General features: G+C 53.1%; 17 protein-coding genes. 13 read left to right on the top strand and 4 right to left on the bottom strand.

All coding sequences use genetic code 11. The features are described 5' to 3' along the window. The first annotated feature begins 2 nt into the window (after positions 1–2). From WM94_RS21150 to WM94_RS21140, 3 genes are all read left to right on the top strand, one after another. Positions 3–1262 carry an ABC transporter permease gene (locus WM94_RS21150; RefSeq protein WP_061552054.1) on the top strand — a complete coding sequence of 420 codons (1260 nt, stop codon included), beginning with the start codon at positions 3–5 and terminating at the stop codon, positions 1260–1262. Between the two features lie 5 nt (positions 1263–1267). Then, the gene (locus WM94_RS21145) at positions 1268–2095 is read left to right on the top strand and encodes an ABC transporter permease (protein ID WP_061552053.1); all 828 of its coding nucleotides are present in this window, start codon (positions 1268–1270) and stop codon (positions 2093–2095) included. 77 nt (positions 2096–2172) lie between these two features. Further along, positions 2173–3417, top strand: a complete 1245-nt coding sequence (locus tag WM94_RS21140) for an aspartate aminotransferase family protein (RefSeq protein WP_061552052.1) — start codon at positions 2173–2175, stop codon at positions 3415–3417. Positions 3418–3568: 151 nt separating this feature from the next. Here the strand turns inward: WM94_RS21140 and WM94_RS31190 are convergent, their stop codons facing one another. Continuing rightward, a complete protein-coding gene (locus WM94_RS31190) occupies positions 3569–3925 on the bottom strand; it encodes a dimethylsulfonioproprionate lyase family protein (protein ID WP_371264037.1) in 357 nt (118 codons plus the stop codon). 812 nt (positions 3926–4737) lie between these two features. On the opposite strand from WM94_RS31190, the gene WM94_RS21130 reads away from it, so the two are divergent. The 10 genes from WM94_RS21130 (at position 4738) to WM94_RS21090 (ending at position 16356) form a co-directional block, all read left to right on the top strand. Then, the gene (locus WM94_RS21130; RefSeq protein WP_061552050.1) at positions 4738–5898 is read left to right on the top strand and encodes a glycine betaine/L-proline ABC transporter ATP-binding protein; all 1161 of its coding nucleotides are present in this window, start codon (positions 4738–4740) and stop codon (positions 5896–5898) included. Between the two features lie 43 nt (positions 5899–5941). Further along, the gene (gene proW / locus WM94_RS21125; RefSeq protein WP_061552049.1) at positions 5942–6892 is read left to right on the top strand and encodes a glycine betaine/L-proline ABC transporter permease ProW; all 951 of its coding nucleotides are present in this window, start codon (positions 5942–5944) and stop codon (positions 6890–6892) included. A gap of 58 nt (positions 6893–6950) precedes the next feature. After that, positions 6951–7979, top strand: a complete 1029-nt coding sequence (gene proX, locus WM94_RS21120; protein WP_061552048.1) for a glycine betaine/L-proline ABC transporter substrate-binding protein ProX — start codon at positions 6951–6953, stop codon at positions 7977–7979. Between the two features lie 110 nt (positions 7980–8089). Continuing rightward, on the top strand, positions 8090–8431 hold the full coding sequence (locus WM94_RS30860) for a LysR family transcriptional regulator (RefSeq protein ID WP_082810606.1): 342 nt from the start codon (positions 8090–8092) through the stop codon (positions 8429–8431). Positions 8432–8916: 485 nt separating this feature from the next. Further along, entirely contained in the window at positions 8917–9468 is a 552-nt protein-coding gene (locus tag WM94_RS21115; protein WP_061552047.1) for a TetR/AcrR family transcriptional regulator, read from the top strand. A gap of 26 nt (positions 9469–9494) precedes the next feature. Beyond that, the gene (locus WM94_RS21110; RefSeq protein ID WP_061552046.1) at positions 9495–10598 is read left to right on the top strand and encodes a mandelate racemase/muconate lactonizing enzyme family protein; all 1104 of its coding nucleotides are present in this window, start codon (positions 9495–9497) and stop codon (positions 10596–10598) included. A gap of 256 nt (positions 10599–10854) precedes the next feature. Continuing rightward, positions 10855–12087 carry an aromatic ring-hydroxylating dioxygenase subunit alpha gene (locus tag WM94_RS21105; protein ID WP_061552045.1) on the top strand — a complete coding sequence of 411 codons (1233 nt, stop codon included), beginning with the start codon at positions 10855–10857 and terminating at the stop codon, positions 12085–12087. A gap of 75 nt (positions 12088–12162) precedes the next feature. Beyond that, positions 12163–13173: a GlxA family transcriptional regulator gene (locus tag WM94_RS21100; RefSeq protein WP_061552044.1), complete on the top strand. Its 1011-nt coding sequence runs from the start codon at positions 12163–12165 to the stop codon at positions 13171–13173. Positions 13174–13505: 332 nt separating this feature from the next. Continuing rightward, entirely contained in the window at positions 13506–14834 is a 1329-nt protein-coding gene (locus WM94_RS21095) for an MFS transporter (protein WP_061552043.1), read from the top strand. Between the two features lie 31 nt (positions 14835–14865). Further along, entirely contained in the window at positions 14866–16356 is a 1491-nt protein-coding gene (locus WM94_RS21090) for an aldehyde dehydrogenase (RefSeq protein ID WP_061552042.1), read from the top strand. A 112-nt stretch (positions 16357–16468) separates the two neighbouring features. Here the strand turns inward: WM94_RS21090 and WM94_RS21085 are convergent, their stop codons facing one another. The 3 genes from WM94_RS21085 to WM94_RS21075 all read right to left on the bottom strand — a co-directional run bounded on the left by WM94_RS21085 (position 16469) and on the right by WM94_RS21075 (position 19906). Next, a complete protein-coding gene (locus WM94_RS21085) occupies positions 16469–17440 on the bottom strand; it encodes a LysR family transcriptional regulator (protein WP_061552041.1) in 972 nt (323 codons plus the stop codon). Between the two features lie 229 nt (positions 17441–17669). Then, on the bottom strand, positions 17670–18995 hold the full coding sequence (locus tag WM94_RS21080) for an FAD-binding oxidoreductase (RefSeq protein WP_061552040.1): 1326 nt from the start codon (positions 18993–18995) through the stop codon (positions 17670–17672). Positions 18996–19012: 17 nt separating this feature from the next. Further along, complete coding sequence (locus WM94_RS21075) at positions 19013–19906, bottom strand: dihydrodipicolinate synthase family protein (protein WP_061552039.1); 894 nt, start codon at positions 19904–19906, stop codon at positions 19013–19015. Positions 19907–20834 lie beyond the last annotated feature (928 nt).

Genomic DNA, 20834 nt, shown 5'->3' with positions numbered 1-20834 from the left:
CCATGAACGACTCTCTCGTAATGCCTAACGCCACTGAACAAGGTCGCGGCTCCAGCTTGAAGGCTGGGCTACGCCGGGCCGAGCGTTTGTACAAGGCGAAATCCCTGGCGCTAATTGCACCTTTGTTCCTGTTCGTACTGACCTGTTTTGCCTTTCCAATTGGCACCATGTTGAGCCGCAGCGTCGACAATCCTGAAGTGCACACCGCCCTGCCCCAAACGTCGACTTTGCTGGCCAGTTGGAAGGGCACGGAACTACCACCCGAACCCGTCTATGCCGCCATCGTGGAAGACCTTCGCTCGGCAACAGACTCAGGTTCGGCTGGGGCACTTGTTAAGCGCTTGAGCTACGAAAATCCGGCTTTGCGCTCCCTGTTCAATAAAACTATGCGACAGCTTCCAGAAGCCGACGTGGCATCCAAACAAGGAGCACTGCGGGAGATCGATGCAGGCTGGAGTGAAGTGTCGACTTGGAAGAGCATCAAGCAGGCCTCGTCTGCCGCAACGAGCTATTACCTGCTCGCTGCGATGGATCGCCGTGTAGACGCCCAAACCGGTGAGATCATCAAGGCCAGCCCGAACCAGGCAATCTACATAGACATCTTCATGCGGACGTTCCAGATCGGGGGCATCGTCACGATTCTCTGTATTGCTCTGGGCTTCCCGGTCGCTTACTGGTTGTCGACGCTTCCGGATCACCGCAGCAACCTGCTGATGATCATGGTGCTGCTGCCATTCTGGACATCACTGATCGTGCGCACCGCCTCCTGGATCGTGCTACTGCAATCCGATGGACTGATCAACCGATCACTCATGGCGCTGGGGATTACTGACGCTCCGTTGCAGTTGGTGTTCAACCGCATCGGTGTTGTGATCGCGATGACTCACGTCCTGCTGCCATTCATGATTTTACCGCTGTACAGCGTGATGAAGAGCATCTCTCCAAGCTATGTCCGTGCAGCTGTCTCGTTGGGCGCGCATCCGTTTGTAGCGTTTGTTCGGGTGTACGTGCCTCAGACCTTCGCTGGCCTAGCAGCTGGCGGCATTCTGACGTTCATTATGGCCATCGGCTACTACGTGACCCCGGCCCTCGTTGGCGGCGCGGCGGATCAAATGGTCAGCTACTTCGTTGCGTTCTACACCAACAAAACCGTGAACTGGGGTATGGCCTCGGCACTGGGCGCGCTACTTCTGGTTGCCACGCTGATCCTCTACTTCGTCTACACCAAGCTGCTTGATTCTTCGGCCAGCAAGGCACGGTGACCTCTATGAACCTCTATGCAACTCCACTAGAGAAAATTGTCCACATCGGTCTGGTCGTTCTGTGCTGGGCGATTTTAGGATTTCTGGTGATACCAATTTTGGTAATCATCCCGCTGTCCTTCAACTCCACCTCGTTCCTGACTTACCCGATGGATGGGTTCTCGCTGCGCTGGTACCAAGAGCTCCTGTCATCTCAGGACTGGATGCTGGCGTTCAAAAACAGCTTCATCATTGCACCATTCGCCACCATCCTGGCGATGATCTTCGGCACGCTCGCAGCAGTAGGCTTGTCCAGGGGTAACTTTCCGTTCAAGCGCATCATCATGGCATTCATCATTTCACCAATGATCGTGCCGACAATCATCGTTGCTGTAGGTTTCTACTTCTACTTTGCGCAACTGCAACTCTTGAACAGCTATGTCGGCCTGATCCTGGCCCATGCCATGCTGGGTGTTCCGTTCGTGGTCATCACCGTCTGCGCGACGCTTGAGGGCTTCAACGTCAATCTCAGCCGGGCCGCCGCCAGCTTGGGGGCTCCACCGCTGACTGTCTTCTTCAAAGTGGTACTGCCCTTGATCGCGCCTGGCGTTATCTCGGGTGCCCTGTTCGCGTTCGCAACATCCTTCGATGAGGTGGTAGTAACACTTTTCCTCGCGAGCCCGACGCAAAAAACACTACCCATCCAGATGTTTTCCGGTATTCGCGAAAACATTAGCCCAAGTATTGCTGCAGTAGCGACCATCATGGTTGTGCTATCGGTGCTCATGCTCCTCACTCTCGAGAAGTTGCGCCGTCGGAGTGAAAAGCTGCGGCTTAAAACTGAAGTGGAATAATAAAAAAACCTAAGCCCACTTCCATTCCGAATTAGTTTATTGAGCGAGACGCTCAGATATTAGATATGGAGTTTGTTATGTTTAATCTGGTCGGTGATGTTTCCAGTGCTGCCCGCATTCTGCCTGATCTCAATGGCGAAGCCCTGTTCATCTCCCACGCCAAGGGTGCATACCTTTGGGACGACAAAGGCCGCAAGTACATTGATACCGCACTCGGTTTCGGTGCTGTACTGGTGGGGCACGCTGATGACGACATCAATAGTGAGGTCGCTCAAGCGCTCGGCGGGTCGGCATCCCCTTCCTGGGCTCACATCCGTGAACATGGCGCGGCCTCTGCTCTGGCTGCTCACACCGGGAATCTGACCAAGGTCGTGTTCAACAACTCCGGTAGCGAAGCAGTACACCTTGCGTGTCGCATCGCTCGAACCTACACCGGCAAAGGCAAAATCGCCAAGATGGCGGCAGGCTTCGATGGCTGGCTGGATGATGTTGCATTCGGCAACGTTTCGACCCAAGAAGCAGCCTTTAAGGACGGCGAGCGCCCTAGCACCCCACGCACTACCCTGCTCCGCTTCAACGACTTCGATGATGTAGAGCGCCTCTTTCAAGAAGATAAGGACATCGCAGCAGTCATTCTGGAGCCTATGCTCGCAAACGCCGGATGCATCATGGCATCCCCTGGCTACCTGCAGCATGTTCAGAACGTAGCCCGTAAACACGGCGCACTGGTGATCAGTGATGAGGTTCTTATGGGCTTCCGTCGCCATGCCGGTTTGGCATCCCATTTGGAAGGCCTTGATCCCGACCTAGCGTCGGTCGGCAAAGCAATTGGCAATGGCATTCCAGTGTCTGCTGTCGTTGGCAAAGCCGAAGTCATGGCTGTAGTAGAAGCTGGTCGGGCTGCGCGCGGTGGTACTTTCAGCGGCAATCCAATGGCATGCGCAGCCGTGACAAGCACCCTGGCCAAGCTCGACGCTGCGGACTACGAAGCGCTCACCGCCAGAGGCGACAAGCTGCGCGAGTCGATCATTGATACCTTTAAGGGCGCCGGCATAACAGTTACTACCAGCGGTTATGGCAACGTCTTCGGGATTTGGCTGGGCGACAAAGAACCTCGCAACTACGAAGAAGCGGCAAAGCTCGCTAACCCTGCGTTCACCAAATCGCTCCACCTGGCACTTCGCGAAGCTGGCCTGATGATCATGCCGTCCCCGTATGGTCGCCTCTACATTTCGTTCGAGCATAGCCCTGAAGTAATCGAAGAAATGAAAGCTGCGTTTAAATACGCCGCCGCCAAACTCGCAGGTGATTACGCTAAGTAATTTGTAAAATGCCCGAGGCTCCAGGCCTCGGGCATTTTCTATCCAATCAAAGTAATCACAGCTGCATCAGTGCAAGAATATTGAGGCGATAGCTGTACAGGATGAGAAAAGCCTTTAGCTATTGGATCAGAACGATCATATTTTCACCCATCTAAAAATCGTAACCAAACGCCCAAAAGGCTAAAAGTGGCCTTGCTACTGAGCGCATGGCATGGATGATATTAGGCTCGGTGTACAACACGCTCCTGTAACCGGGGGCGCCCCAATCGTCTTCTCCAAGCCGAAACTCCCCCTCGGATACAACCAAATATACTTTCACCTGAGTGTGACAGTAGTCGGGGTGGCGAACCCCAGGAGCAAGCAGGCTTACCCCTATCCTCAAACGGTCACTACTCACAACTCCGCCAGGGCCGTAGATGACTGCATTCGCGTGTCCATCCAAAAAATTTGCTGACGCCGTCTGAGGATGGCACTGCGACCCCTCTCCACCATATGCTTGAGTTGGCACGCAAATCAGGACAAACCGGCCAGAGTACCCTTACTCCGAGCACAATCAACCCTCAACACTGAGGCCGAACCTAACTCATTGGTGTGTCTACTAAAAAGTCAGTAGAGTCTCTTCAAGCGCAGCTCAAAAATCGCAGTACAATCCAGCGCGTATTGCCGACCTTGGCTAGCCTGACACCGGCCGTCCATGAGCCCGTGACCGATCAACCAACCGGGTTGGCACAATGCTTTCCTACGCTGATTTCCAAGGGTGTCATTAGCTTTTATCATCAGTACACCGCCAAAAATGTCGATTCAACTGAACCGAATCCAAGTCTTAGACTGGACACCAAGCAATGACACATTAGCGGGACAGGAAATCGACGCTCCGACTCCTATCGGCTATCTCTACACTGCATGACCCCAAGCGAAGGCATCGCTACTCAGGTGCCCAAAGCTATGCTGGGGGTGCCTTTTAGGACACCCGCATCACCGTGGCGGCACCTAAGCCCGGAAAGAGTGAAAGTGGTTCGTCGGACAATGCCAATAAGCGGATCGCTCACGGGGTGACAGAACTACGAGGTGTGCCAGGATCACGCAGACATGGATGAAGGATAGCGCAGTCGCTGTCAGATGTTACAGAAATAAGACTGGATGCATTAAGAACATATGCATAAGGACATGTAAGACAATAATCAAGGAAAGCCCAAAGCGCCAGACAGACTAACGTTCGCATATGAACAGACTGCCAATAGATTTTTGCTCTTGTTAAGAAAGCCACTGACCACCACACGAGCAGAATGTTGGATAAGCATAAAAAGAGGTCGTAGTCGTATGAGCCATACCGAAGAAATTCTCTCGGTGAAAAACATTTTCAAGGTATTCGGGCCAAAGCCGGAAATTGCCATGGAAATGCTGAGCAAAGGTGCTGATAAGAATGAGATTTTCAGCAAAACCGGTCATGTTGTAGGTGTATTTGATGCTACCTTTTCCGTAAAGCGCGGCGAGATCTTTGTGATCATGGGGCTCTCGGGATCGGGCAAATCGACGATGGTGAGGCTCTTCAATCGCCTAATTGAGCCCACTTCAGGCAGCATCCACCTGAACGGTCGCGAAATCACTGGTTTGTCAGACAAAGAATTGCTCGACGTGCGCCGGAAGGAAATGGGTATGGTATTCCAGTCCTTTGCCCTCATGCCGCACATGAGCGTACTGGAAAACACCGCCTTCGGTCTGGAAATAGCGGGCGTGCCAGAAAGTGAGCGCAACAGCCGAGCCCGTGAGGCACTGAACCAGGTAGGCCTTTCCGGCCACGAGCACAGCTACCCGCATCAGCTATCAGGTGGAATGCAGCAGCGCGTCGGCCTTGCTCGCGCACTCACCAACGACCCTACCATTCTCCTGATGGACGAGGCATTTTCAGCCCTCGACCCGCTGATCCGTAGCGAAATGCAGGGCGAGTTAATCCGCCTACAGGCCGAGCAGCAGCGGACGATCATCTTCATTTCTCACGATATCGAAGAAGCTATTCGCATCGGCCACCGTATTGCGATTATGGAAGGTGGTCGCGTGGTACAGATTGGCACCCCGCAAGAGTTAATCAACCAGCCAGCTAACGATTACGTACGCACCTTCTTCAAGAGCTTCGACAGCTCGCGGGTTCTAAAGGCGGGCGATGTGGCAAAGTTTGATCCTGCAGTTGTTTGCAAGGTCAATGGTAAGGCGCCCAGTTTCCAAGCCGGTGTACCGTTCGGCTACCTGGTCGACGATCGTGGTCAGTTGTTGGGCGTGGTCGATACCGACGCCAACGGTACTACTACCAGCGACCGGTACAGCCTGCATGAGCAACGGCCGGTGTACACCGATACCCCGCTTCATGAAGTGCTCGGAATTGCAGCCGATCTGCCGTACCCGGTACCGGTACTCGATCGCCAAGGCGCCTTCAAAGGCACGCTATCGAAGAACGAACTGCTGCAGACCTTGAGCCGCCACTAAAACAAGAAGCGCTCTAAGCCTTTACTAGAAGAGGTAAGTCCTCATGTCCGAATTCAGCCTTCTGGATCCTTTCCAAGCGGCCACCATCCCACTGGGTGACTGGGTCACGGCTACCCTAAACTTTCTGGTGCACAACTTCCGAGATGTATTTCGCGCGATTCGTTGGCCAATTGACCAAGTTCTTAATGGCATCGAATTCACTCTGCAAAGCATACCACCCACAATCGGCATCTTTCTTTCGTCATTGTTAGGCTGGCAGCTGGCGGGCAAACGGATGGGGCTGCTGTGCTTCGTCACTCTGACATTATTGGGACTGATCGGAGTGTGGTCAGAGTCGATGACGACCTTGGCACTTGTGCTGACGTCGGTGTTCTTCTGCGCGGTCATCGGTATTCCTCTAGGGATTCTCAGCGCACGTAACAACGCTGTCGAGCGTGTAGTACGACCCGTGCTGGACGCTATGCAAACTCTGCCCGCATTCGTGTACCTAGTGCCGGTGGTGATGCTGTTTGGCATTGGTAATGTACCTGGCGTGTTAGTCACAATTGTTTTTGCTCTTCCACCTCTGGTGCGCCTGACCAACTTGGGCATACGCCAAGTGCCGGAAGACAAAATTGAAGCAGCTCGAGCATTTGGCTGCACCCCGCGTCAGATGCTGACCCGTGTACAGCTTCCGCTGGCAACTTCGACCATCATGGCTGGACTTAATCAGACCCTGATGCTGTCGTTGTCGATGGTGGTGATAGCCTCGATGATCTCCGTAGGTGGTCTGGGCCAGATGGTTCTGCGTGGCATTGGGAGGCTGGACATGGGTTTGGCCACTGTCGGAGGTATCGGTTTGGTGCTACTCGCCATCTTCCTTGACCGCTTGACTCAAGCGATGGGCCAGCGCACCAACGACCCAAGCCTACATTGGTATGAGACTGGCCCGGTAGGGCTGCTCGTTCGCGTATTCCGTGGGAGCCCCGGCACTAAAGCCCTAAAGAGCAATTGAAGTCAATTCTATAATCTGAAGCTTTTATCAAAAACAATCAAAAAGCGAGTAACAGAGCATGAACAGACTCAACTTTCGCCGCAAGTACATTAATATCATTACAGGCGTAGCTCTAACTTGCACATCAGCATTTAGCATCGCCTCAGCCGACAAACCTGGAGAGGGCGTCAAAGTAACGCCAATGTTCTCATCGGTCGCCGAGGAGCGTTTCAGGGGGGAGATAGTCATAGCCGGCCTTAAAGATCTCGGCTATGAAGTGCAGGAGCCAAAGGAAGCTGAATACGCGACCATGACGCTTGCCGTAGCCTACGGCGATGCCGACTTCACCGTGCAGATGAATGAAATTCTTCACGCAAGCTTTTATGAAAAAGCCGGCGGCGACGACACAATGGTTAAAGCTGGGGCCTTCATGCCCGGCATCCTACAAGGTTATTTGATAGACAAGAAAACTGCTGATCAGTACCACATTAAATACATTACCGACCTGCAGAAGCCAGAAATCGCCAAACTGTTTGATAGCGACGGGGATGGTAAGGCGGATATGACTGGCTGCAACCCAGGGTGGGGATGCGAGCTGGTGATCGCACACCACATGAAAGCCTACAATTTAGAAAAGACCGTCAATGTCAATCAAGGTTCATACTTCGCCCTGATGGCAGACACAATCACCAAATTCAAAGAAGGCAAGCCGATCCTTTACTACACATGGGTTCCACAATGGATCTCAAATGTTCTTGTAGAAGGTCGCGATGTGGTTTGGCTGGAGGTACCAAAAACCGACCTTCCAGACGGTAAAAATGATGTTAACACGACATACGAGGGAAAGAATTTAGGCTTTGCTATTGATACGGCCAACTCCGTACTCAACAGAAAGTTTGCTGAGAAAAACCCTGCAGCGTTGAAGTATTTTTTACTTGCGCACATCACAGCTGCTGACGAAAGCGCTCAGAACCTGAAAATGCAACAGGGTGAAAACAAACCTGCAGATATTCAGCGCCATGCACGGGAATGGATCTCGGCTCATCAGCAGGAATACAACGAGTGGCTAGAAGCCGCGCGTCACGCTACAACTGTTGCTGCCAAGTAAATATACGAACGGGCGGATCCATTTTAACCGCCCGTTTGCCATGAAACCTCACACCCCAGGCTGGCTAACGAGCAGTTCAGCGAACCTATGTGTGCGACAGGGAAATCATGATGGCAAAGCAAATTGAACCAGACCTGACACTCACTACACTTCCCTCCCTGCGTGCTATCAGAGCGTTCGTAGCAGCGGCAAAGTATCAAAGCTTTACTCGCGCCGCTGAGTCACTCGGTGTCAGTCAAGCTGCGATCAGCAGGCAAATTAAAGAGCTAGAAACCAACCTCAACACCGATTTATTTACCCGGGCCGGCAGATCAGTAGCACTCACGAGCGCAGGCAAGCTCTTTTTTCAAACAGCAGAACAATCTCTATGTAGCATTTCTCAAGCCACTGAAAAAATCAGAAGCATTCAAAAACTAAGAAGACCGTTAAGCCCAGCAACACCACAAACTTGAATGCACCTCATCAACATTGAAAAGGCTTAACCCCGCATTTATATCTCTAATCCCACTAAGCAGCCCCATCAAAGACCACCTCCAAATATTAATAGCTGATAATTTAAATAGCAGCTATCTCACAATTAAACACCCGTAGGTTGATTTTTGCCAACGATAGAACGGCGCCCCTCCCCTTGGCTACCTGGCTTTAGGCCCGTCCATGATGACGCACCTAGCAAATCAGGGACACATCCTACATTCTAAGCTGACCAATTCCGAGCAAGCGGCACATACCTAAAACAACCTAAAGCAAAAAATTGACCATAGAGTCGCATTTTAGAATAAATAATAAAATCAGTAGGTTAGCTTGGTGGAAGCCCTTTTTCGCTGACCCGCTTGCGCCGAGGTAGAACAAACGCTCTACCTACCTATTTACAGAGTAGAATGATCGCTCTACCATCACCACATCACCGTCCGGTTCGCCTCAAAACGGAGCCCTCTTTATGCAGGACTTGAAGCAACAGATTGCGAGCGATCTTGAGCGTAGCTTTTCCGCACAGGGCTTTGCCGAACAGGGCGTTGAAGCACTCCGCGCTGAGGCCGACGTGTCTCTCAGGACGCTGTACAAATACTTCCCGAGCCGAGAGGCGATGATAGTGGGTGCACTAGAGCATCGACATAGAACCTATTTTGAATGGTTAGCGGGAGGGCCATTGGATGGCATCGACCACGTGCTCTATCCGCTCAAGCGCCTGGGTGATTGGCTTTCAGAAGTCGCAAACACAGGATGCCTCTTCCTGAATGCGCTGGCTGAATATCCAGATAACGAAGCAATCACTCGTATTGTTTTGTCCCACAAAGCTGAATTGGCCGATGAATTCCGGCAGCGATTGCTGCATGTAGCCCCAGGGCAAGACACCCAGCAAATCGCCGATACCCTTTTTCTCTTGCACGAAGGGATGACCCAAGCCGCTCGACTGCAGGGACGCGAGAAAGCGATAGGAGCGGCCATGAGCGCCGCTACAGCCGCGCTATTTGCTGCAAACATACATTGATCCAAAGCGCCCGGAGATAAAAGCAAATGAAGATCCGCGAAATCCATATTTATGCGCACGACCTTCCGGTTAAAAACCCACCACGAGTAATGTCGAGCGGTACGGTTTGGTCACTGGATACAACGCTGGTTCGCATCGTCTCTGATGATGGTCTTGAGGGATGGGGGGAGACCTGCCCTGTGGGCTCAACCTATTCTGAATCTTTCGCAGGCGGGGCTCGCGCGGCCTTGATCGAAATGGCTCCTGGGTTGATCGGCGCAGAACTTTGGCCAGTCGCGTTGCATCGTAAAATGGACTCTCTGCTTAATGGTCATAACTACGCAAAAGCAGCAATTGATATCGCCGCACATGACCTGATTGGCAAAAAGCTCGGTGTCAGGGTGTCTGAATTGCTGGGCGGAGCGCTGACTGAAAATGTCCCCACCTATTACTCCACGGGGGTAGGTGATCCCAATGAAATCGCGAGAATTGCTAAGGAGCGCGTACAGGAAGGGTATCCTCGTATACAGATTAAACTGGGCGGTCGATCCGTCGAGGCCGACATCGAAACGCTCCAAAAAGTCTGGGAGGTAGTCAGAGGCTCTGGTGTTCGCCTGGCTGCAGATGGAAATCGCGGATGGAATACACGAGACGTGATTCGACTCAGCCGCGAGTGCTCTGCGATTCCATTCATCCTTGAGCAACCGTGCAACTCCATTGAAGAGCTGTCAGTCCTGCGCCAGGTCGTGAATCATCCTATCTATATGGATGAGAACGGGATCAGCTTGAGCACTGTGATCACTGCTGCCGGCACAGGGCTGGTAGATGGTTTCGGGATGAAGGTCACCCGGATTGGCGGGCTGCATCAGATGCGGACTTTCCGAGACATCTGTTCAGCCCGAAACCTTCCTCATACAAGCGATGACGCGTGGGGCGGCGACATCATCGCAGCGGCATGCGTCCATCTCGGTGCAACCATCAGGCCTGATCTAAATGAGGGGGCGTGGATTGCCTCCCCTTACATTGAAGGGCATTACGATGAGGATGCCGGTCTAAAGATCCAAAGTGGTCACATCCCGCTTCCCAAAGGCCCAGGGCTGGGGGTAACTCCAGATGAGGAGCAATTTGGAAATGCGGTCGCGAGCTTCTAGGCACCGCATCGCCACGCTGGTGCGCTCCTAACCCTCCAGCCGCACCAGCGATTACATTTTGTTATCAAGCTGTCCCCCAAAAAATTGATTCCGGCTCAAGCCGTTGCCACATAGACTTCTGTAAAGCGTTCCAGTCGCCGAGCACTGCATATGACTACCACGTATCCTGGAGATACGCGGTTAAACCCTATGCTGTGCAACGCATCTGGCGAATGGTTTGCGGTAGAGAGCTGTGTTTGAGGAGTACAAATAAGAAATGAAAAACTACACCGAAGCATTAGACCTGATTAAACAACGTAAGCCTCAACACGGCCTACCTGGCACCGCCTACAACGACCCAGTCCTCTATCAACAAGATCTTGAGCACATTTGGTATAAAGAGTGGATCTTCGCCGGCCACACTTTTGAGCTGGAAAAACCCGGTGAGTATTTGACCCTCCAGATCGGCGAATACCCAGTAGTGGTTGTGCGCGGTAAGGATGGAAATGTCCGTGCATTCCACAATGCCTGCCGTCATCGGGGCTCTAAGGTATGCACCGAAGCTAAGGGCAAGGTCGCAAAATTGGTTTGCCCTTATCATAAATGGACTTTCGAACTGGACGGAAAGCTCCTGTATGCTGGCAACATGGGCGCAGAATTCAATCCGGCTGATCACAATCTGGCACCTGTTCACTGCGAGATTGTTCACAGTTACATTTATGTGTGCGTCGCTAAAATCGCGCCAGATTTTGAAAAATTCCGAAGCGCTGTCTCCCCTTTCATCGGCCCTCACTACCTAGAAGACTGCAAAGTTGCCTTCGAGTCCAACCTCGTAGAGAAAGGCAACTGGAAACTGGTCTTCGAAAACAATCGCGAGTGCTACCACTGTGATGGTACTCACCCGGAGCTGCTGTGCAGCTACACAGAATTGCTTTCTGTACAAGGTCTGGGCGGTGCAGAAGATCCAGTATTTGCTGAGCACTGCGACACGTGTGAGGCAGCTGGGCTAGCGAGCCGGATGGTCATGGATCCAAATGGTCAGTTCCGTATGACCCGTATTCCACTGAACCCAGGAGCAAGCAGCTACACAATGGACGGGAAGCCTGCAGTGGCACGCCGCCTGGATCGTAGCGGTGTCGAGAACATTGGTGCTCTGCTGTACTTCAACTACCCGTCGACCTGGAACCACTTCTTAGGCGATCACGCTCTGAGCTTCCGCGTGCTCCCTGTAGGCCCGGGCGAAACTGTGGTAACCACCAAGTGGCTCGTACCCAAAGATGCTCAAGAGGGCGTGGATTACGACATCGATCGATTGACCAAGGTCTGGATTGCAACCAATGACCAGGATCGTCGTTTGGTGGAAGGTACTCAGATTGGCGTCACCTCCCCGGCTTACATTCCTGGGCCTTACTCGAGCACCATCGAAAATGGTGTCTGCCAGTTCATCGACTGGTACTGCGACTTGATGACCAAACGTCTGACCGAAGCTACTTCGAACCGGATTATCTGACCCATCGTCGGCGAAGGCATCATGCCTTCGCCGAGCCATCTACAGCTGTCGAGCGAAGCGCTACACGGAACAACTATGCAAACCGTGAACGAACACTTCAATGCTGCATTCGAAGGGCGAAACCTGAAGTTCCTCGAACAACGGGTACCACGCAAAACCTCGAAGATTGGGTTTCTGCTTTTGGATAACTTCTCGTTGCCGTGTTTCACTCAGGCACTTGATGCTTTAGCCACGGCCAACCTAATCCGCCCTGGTTCAGTGCGCACTCACACCTTCAGTCACAACGGTGCTGAAGTGATGAGCGATCTCGGGATTCCTATTCGACCCGATACTCCTCTGACAGATATACGGATCTCACAGATAGACTTGATGATCGTTTGTGGAGGCCTACGAAGCCCACTTACTGTTCCGGGCTGGCTGAGCGGACTACTGCGTCAACTCGCAGGCTACTCGATGGCCTTGGGAGGCCTATGGAATGGCACATGGTACATCGGCCATGCGGGTTTACTGAACGGCTATAAATGCGCCATCCATCCAGAGCAGCGCTTGGCCCTTGCCGAGAATGTCCCTCAGACCTATGTAAGCCACGAAAGCGTCGTTGTTGATCGGAACCGGCTCAGCGCCGCTACCCCTGTTGGGGCATTTCAGGTGATGATCCAATGGTTGCGAGACCGCTGTGACCCGAAACTAGCTGAAGCGGTTATCGCACTATTGAATTACGAGCAAGCGCGCTTTCAGAGCATCACGCCTACAACCCAGCCAAAAATGACCAAACCGCTTCGAGAAGTTATTCAACTGATGGAGGCTAACCTCGAAGAGCCCCTTGAAATGAGGCAAATTTCAGATTGCATTAAGTTATCCATACGTCAGATTCAAAGACTATTTCGCACTCAGACTGGCACCACTCCTCAGCAATATTATCTCCAGTTACGGATAACCGAAGCGCGGCGCTTACTGCAAAATACCGATTTATCAGTAATGCAGGTTGCCCTTGCATGCGGATTCGTGGCCTCTACGCATTTTAGCCGCACTTACAATAAATTTTTTGGACGACCACCTTCAAAAGAATCAAGATATCAGTTTTGACCTGACGCATCATTAAAAAGCAAGCCAATCATCATTTTATGATATGTAGTTTATTATCTCAAAGCACCTTACGCATCGATCAGGTAAAACGCCGCCCTTCACAAATTTAAGCGTGCAAAGTCATTAATTATCAATCATTAAAAAACCAACAAACTAGCACTTACCGTAAAACCTCGACAATCGTTCCCTTAGGAACAAAAAACAGCCGTAACGCACAGAAAACGGAGGGAAAAAGAAGGAAGTTTGGGAGCAGGAGTAAATATAAGAAACCTGTAGTTCACCCAAGCATTACGAGCACTGAAAAACTGCCCTGAATTTCTAAGGAGACAAGAATGATAAGTCCTATAATCACGGTTGAAGAAGTACCCCTAAATAAATTTCATAGATCACTAACCATCCGTTCTGGTGGCGGCGGTTTCGCTGATGGTTACGTCCTTTGTGTGATCGGCGTCGCCCTAGCACACATTTCAAGTAGTTTGCAGCTCAGCACTTTCTGGGAAGGTCTGATCGCAGCGTCCTCGCTCATCGGTGTATTTTTTGGCGGTTTTTTTGGAGGGTGGCTCACCAACCTGCTCGGTCGACGCAAGGTCTATTTCCTTGGCCCGTTGCTGTTCATGGGTGCATCATTGGCACATCTATGGGCAGATTCCGCCCTGGCCATCTTCCTGCTCCGCCTTCTAATTGGTGTCGGCGTAGGCATCGAATATCCCGTCGCAACATCCATGCTGGTCGAGTTCATGCCTCGCAAATATCGCGGTTCTCGCCTCGCGCTCCTGACTCTCCTATGGTTTGCTGGGGCGGCATCAGCCTACCTGGTGGGCGAAGTGATGCTCCGTACCCTAGGCGCCGAAGCTTGGCCTATGGTGCTGGCGAGTTCCACAGTGGTTGGCCTGTTCCTGTTCGTCGTTCGCATGGGCACACCAGAATCTCCACGCTGGCTCCTCAGTAAAGGGCGAAATGCGGAGGCTGAGGCAGTTATCAAATCTGTGTACGGCAATGAATTTGATCTCCGACACCTGCCGGAAGAACAAAATGGCAACGTGCTGACTTTTTCCAATCTGCTGCATTCAGGTTACGGCAAACGGATGCTGTTCATTGTCAGCTTTTGGACGTGCTCGATCATTCCAGTTTTCGCAGTGTATTCGTTCGCACCCAAAGTTCTAGGCGCACTGAACGTCACAGGCGACATCGCGTCGCTCGGCTCCGCCCTGATCACACTGTTCTTCGTGTTTGGCTGCATGATCGCGACCCGCATCATCAATGTGATCGACCGACGCACTATGCTGATTTACAGCTTCCTGCTGTCGGGTCTCGCTTTGCTGTGCCTGGGTATTTTCCATTCAAGCCCCGGCATGATCATCCTGGTGCTGTTTGCTGCCTACGCTTTGTTCATCGGTGGGGCCCAGGTACTCGTGCTTGTTTACCCGAACGAAATCTTTCCAACTGAGATTCGTACCTTTGCAGTAGGAGTCGGCACCTCTGTATCCCGAATCGGCGCTGCAGTCGGCACCTACCTGGTTCCCCTGTCGCTGGACTCTCTGGGTATCGAGCAAACCATGTACATCGCCGCGCTGGTGTCTTTCGTCGGCCTGTTCATGTCCTGGGCGCTCGCTCCGGAAACTCGTTCGTTGAACCTGCAACAAGCGGCCTCGCTGGGCTGATAAATCCTCAACATTGACAATGGAGTAGAACATGTCCACGTTGCTGACCAAAGAACAATACGCGGCCATTGCCGCAGACTTGCAACTGCGCACCCGGGCGTTCATCGACGGTGAATTCCGCGATGCCATCTCGGGCCGCACCTTCGTCACCACTAACCCGGCCACCGGCCAGCAGCTGGCCGAAGTCGCCGCCTGCGACGTCCACGACGTCAACGTTGCCGTGGCCGCGGCCAAGCGCGTGTTCGAGCAAGGCACCTGGTCGAAGATGCAGCCGAACGATCGCAAGCACGTGCTGCAGAAGTTCGCCCAACTGCTCGAAGACAACGCCCACGAGCTGGCGGTGCTGGAAGCGCTGGACAGCGGCAAGCCGGTCAGCGAGTGCCAGACCGTCGACGTACCGGAGACCATCCACACCATCCGCTGGCACGCCGAGCTGATCGACAAGATCTACGACGCCGCCGCCCCGACCGGCAACGCCGCCGTGACCATGGTGGTACGTGAGGCCATCGGTGTGGTCGGCCTGGTGCTGCCGTGGAACTTCCCGCTGCTGATGCTGGCCTGGAAGATCGCCCCGTCGCTGGCTGCCGGTTGCTCGATCGTCGTCAAGCCGGCCAAGGAAACCACCCTCAGTGCCCTGCGCGTGGCCGAACTGGCCCACGAGGCTGGCATTCCGGCAGGCGTGTTCAACCTGGTGCCTGGCGGTGGCCGTGAAGTCGGCGAAGCCATCGGCCGCCACATGGACATCCCGATGGTCAGCTTCACCGGTTCGACCGACACCGGCCGCCTGTTCCTGAAGTATGCCGCCGAGTCCAACCTCAAGCGCATCGTCCTGGAACTGGGTGGCAAGAACCCGGCCGTGGTCATGAACGACTGCGAAGACCTCGACGAGGTGGCCCAGTTCGTTACCGCCGGTGCGTTCTGGAACATGGGTGAGAACTGCTCGGCGTCCTCGCGCCTGATCGTCCACAAGGACGTCAAGGACGAGCTGCTGAGCCTGATCGCCAAGCACCTGAAGGACTGGAAACTGGGCGACCCGCTCGACCCGGACAACCGCCTGGGTGCCATGGTCAGCAAGTCGCATTTCGAGAAAGTGAAGTCGTACCTGGAATACGCTGCCGAGCAGAAACTCAGCATCGTTCAGGGGGGCGAGACCGAGGAAGGCGTGTTCGTGCAGCCGACAATCGTCGACAACGTTGGCCGCGACAACAAGCTGTTCGTCGAGGAAATCTTTGGCCCGGTGCTGAGCGTGACCAGCTTCGAGACCATCGATGAGGCGATCGAGCTGGCCAACGATACCGTTTACGGCCTGGCAGCCTCGGCCTACACCGGCAGCCTGCGCAACGCGCTGCGCCTGTCGCGTGAGATCCGCGCCGGTGTGGTGACGGTCAACTGCTTCGGCGAAGGTGATGTGACCACGCCGTTCGGTGGCTACAAGGAGTCTGGTTTTGGTGGGCGCGACAAGTCCATCTGGGCCCATGACCAGTACACGGAGCTGAAGACCATCTGGATCAACGCTTCGTGATCTGAGCAAGACCGGTGCTGTTCTGACGGAGCTCAGCACCACACCAGCCACCGCCTGAACGCAGGTGGTGGCTACCCTAGATGGTCTCAAACCAGAAGGCTAAAGCCTGGTACTACACTACCGTTGGAACGATTCCAAACTCTTCTAATATCCAATCGCGGACTCGAGTACAAGCATCATCCCCTTTCTTCTCCTCCCTGAAAGTCAGGAAATGCTGACTATCCTTGTGAGTCAACTCCTGCTCGACGGGCCTGACGAGCAAGCCCTGTTGAACAAGTGGATCTACTAAATAGTGCCAGCCCAAGGCAACACCCTGACCAGCTACCGCCAATTGGACTAGCGAGCTGTAGTCGTTGGAGTGATACAACTGAGCACTATTCACTACCCGCGAATTCAGATCGACATGGTGGTACTCAAACCAAACATACCAATCTACGTGCTCTGCAATCTGAGACCTACCGAAAGGACTGAGGTTGAGCAATGGCTTCTGACTCATGCTCTCTAAATTTGTGAGATCAGGATTCTGCTCGAGATACCTAGGGCTGCATATTGGATAAATCACGTCACACACAAGAGGATAGCTACTATAACCCTCTCGTATCTTCGAAAGCTTATTAACAAATATGTCAGGCTGGACGCCCGGCTCCATTGTCAGAAAATTTTGCGTGACCACCGTATTGAGGTCAATATCTGGGTTAGCTGCTAGGAATTTTGGAAGACGAGGTGTCAGCCACAACCCCGAAAAGGCTGGAGTACAACAGATGGTAACAACACGCTTACCGCTAGTCTGCCTGCGAATACGGCTTGATGCTTGAGATATATTGCTCAACGACAATTGAACCGCATCAAAAAATGCCGCCCCTGCTGAGGTCAGCTCTACTGCCCGCCCATTCCTTATAAACAATTCTGCATTTAAGAAATTCTCAAGTTCGCGAATCTGGCGACTGATAGCGGCCTGGGTAACACACAGTGATTCTGCAGCTCGGGTGAAGTTCAAATACTTCGCCGCAGCTACGAACGCCTTCACAGCTCGCAGTGAAGGCATGTGAATCAGGGACAAATCGGGTTCCGTATGCTTTACCATTAGCCTATACCATTTATCAAACTAAAATACGATATTTGCATCACGGCAGTCTTGATCAAGCCTCACCCCTTATAATTCTTCTTGTATCGTCACGCAGCCCGTCGTGCAAACGCCCAACACGCGTTACGCCGTTTCCGTGAACACGTGCTCCTGCACGCATTCTGTCCCCATAATACTGAAAAAGGGCCTCGTGTAGGCCCTTTTCGTTTTGCTGTTAAAGCCCAAAGCCTTACTCGTCTCCGGCACGAAGCTCCTTGAACTTCATATTGGCTTTCGCGCCAATGGTCAAGAAAGGCTGGGGCGGTAGCTGCTTGGGCTTTTCATAGGCCTTCAAAATATCCACCAGCTCACTCTTGACGCCCAGAGCCAAATCGGCTGCCGCGATACCGGCTGCGCTCGACTTGGACGCTCCCAGACCATTGCAGCCACAGGCCGAAATTACTCCTTGGGCCACTTCCCCAAAAGCAGGAACGCTGTTCCAGGTCAGAGCCATGGGCCCGCCCCAGCGATACTGCATGCGGAGTCCCTTCAAGGTAGGGAAACGGGTGAGGAATTTCTCGTCGTGAACCCTGCCGGCACTGTTCACCTGGCTATCACCGATGGTCAAGCTTGGGTTGTAGGAGTACCGCCAGCGCACCAAAATCCGGTCGCTATCACCATCACTTATGCGGCGAATGGTTGTCCCCATTGGCAGTGCCGGGGTCGCAGCCCAGGTACGGTGACCTGGAAGACGCTTAGGATCAAAGCGCTCAGTCAGCGAGGCGTAGGTAAAGACGTGCAGTAGCTGCCCTTTAAAGAAGCCAAAGCTTTGCGCATGTCCATTGTTCGCCAAGATGACCTTGCCAGCAGTAATGACACCCTTTGGCGTTTTCACTACCCAGGAACCACCCACGTTCTTGAAAGACAGGGCAGGCGTTTGCTCATACACGCGAACAGGATCCCTGAAGGTATCAGCGAAACGACGTACATAATCCGCTGGCTGAATCATTACCGTACCCGGCATGAACATACCGGATGTGTACGCCGGGCTTCCTGTTACATCGCCGATTTCTCGGGTGTTGAGTAGTTCGTACTTTTCGCCAAGTGCGTCGAGCTGCTTCCCATAGGACAGGATGTGTTCGTCACCTTGGGTACCTCGAGCAACGCTGTATCGGCCACACGGATCAAAGACCTCTTTGCCCCAACTGTGCTCCTCAGCCAACTCCATACCTAGATCAATCGCGGTACGATAAAGCTTGATGTCGCGACGTGCGCGGTCAAGCGAACCACCACCCAGTCCTTCTGCTGAGACCTCATGCGGAAGGTCAATAATGAACCCAGAATTGCGTCCTGAAGCCCCATCGCCGACCAGGCCGGCTTCGAGAACTACTACCTTGACGGTAGGATCCAATCGGACGATTTGACGAGCAGCGGACAACCCGGCGAAACCACCACCGATGACTACGACGTCTGCCGTAATCGAACTCTCCAATGCAGGCTTAGGCAAGCGGCGGGGCAACATTTCTACCCAGCCAGAGCTGCCGTTGTTTTTAGGTAATTTCGAAGCAACAAACATGTCGGCTTCTCCAGCTATCAGGAAGCGGAGGCTTCGCGCTCGATCAGCGGGGCCAATGCTTCACGCAGTGCACCCAACTTATCTTCGGCCAGGCGGGCAAGCGGACGGCGTGGGTTGCCTGCGCCGTAGCCCATGATTTCAGCACCTGCGTAAACAGACTGGACGTAATCACCTTGCCAGATCAGGGACATGACTGGAGCCAGAGACTTCCAGATCTCTTGCACATCATCCCACTTGCGTTCAGCTGCGGCGTTGACCAGGGCAACACAGGTTTTCGGTGCCATGTTGGCTCCGCCCCAAATCAGCCCTGCGGCACCCGCGAACAGAGCGTAAGGCACCAGCGGATCGGCACCGTTCATGGTTGGCAGGCCGGTGCGTACCAAAGAAGCTTGAGCTGCCAGATCACCGCTGCTGTCCTTCACCGAAACGAAGTTCGGAATTTCGCTCAGTTGCTTGAACAGCGATGGAGTCACTTCCACGCCCACCGCCTGCGGGACGTTGTAACCAATGATCGGCAGACCGGCTTCGGAGACCGTCGAGTAGAAATCGATGATGCCTTGATCATCGGTCGGGCCTTCGAAGAAAGGCGGAAGCACCATGACGCCGTCGGCACCGCAATCTTTGGCATGACGGGTACGCTCAACGACTTCGTCCGCCAGCAAAGCGGAGGTCTGAGCGATCACACGAGCACGACCGTTGATGACTTTGGAGCCGAAGGCAATCAGCTCCTTGGATTCGTCCTTGCTCAGATACACATGCATTCCGGTTCCGGAGCTCAGCACAAAACCATGAACACCGGTCGCCACGTAGCGCTCAATCAGCTCCTCAAATCGTGCGTAGTCGATTTTGCCCTGGGCATCGAACGGCGTGGTGATGGCAAGGTTAACACCGGAAAAATTGAATGCAGACATCGTAAAACCCCTTATTGTTCTCAGCTGGTCGATCCAGCCAAACCATCGAGCGGTGGATGCTCTGTGAAAAGGGTACGGATGAATTCAATCTGTATACAGCGACATTTCCGAAGACGACTTGATGAGTAAATGTTATGGCTCTCCTCCCTTACCCAGCGATTGGACTGCAAGGCCAAGAACACAAATAATATAAACCAGAAAATTTCAATCTATAGAAACTCAAGACACAAACCAACGAACCAAGCCAAACAAGCATTCCGCTACAGGCTGCCAGATCTCACCAGCCGAATTATTAGTACACTCTAAGCACACCCATTAAAATCGTGCCTTGACGGATCATAAAAACCACTCAAAAATATTTTAACTTTGCCGATGAGCTATAGGGCACCATGAGATATTTTGTGACGTACATTTGCTTCGACACTTCTGTCGACCACAAGCTGCTTGGCACTCCTGACACCATTGGATATCCCGAACATCAGATTGTGTCGCCTCTAGAGAATCCTGCGTATTCAGACTGCGTAACCATTAGCGACATCGAAGCACGATTTGAGCGGTTGAGAAATTACCAAGCGAATCATAACCAGGTAACGTTTCCATGCTGCACAGTTAAAGTGCTCAGGGTCGAACCACTGGAAGATAGTTGGTTTGTGAAAGGTTGGGATCAATCGCAGAGCGCCGCACTCGCTCAGGGATAGCTGGATTCCGCGCCTACGCGTATGGCATTGGGGGGACTGAGGATCATTGCCCCCTCTACTGCTCCGCGCGGCGGATCGGTAGCCACAGCTAGAAGTAGGCCAATGTCAACACCAACTGAAAACTGACCCACTTTACCCCTGAATCACCAAAGTAATACTGACCCACCTGGATCATTCGGGTTTGGAATTTTTCCTGACCACTCCCGCCTTCCTCTTGTCCTTCAAGCGGT

It is taken from the genome of Pseudomonas sp. ABFPK, assembly GCF_001586765.1.
GTDB classification, from domain to species: domain Bacteria; phylum Pseudomonadota; class Gammaproteobacteria; order Pseudomonadales; family Pseudomonadaceae; genus Aquipseudomonas; species Aquipseudomonas asiatica.
This window is presented reverse-complemented; position numbering and strand designations above follow the sequence as displayed.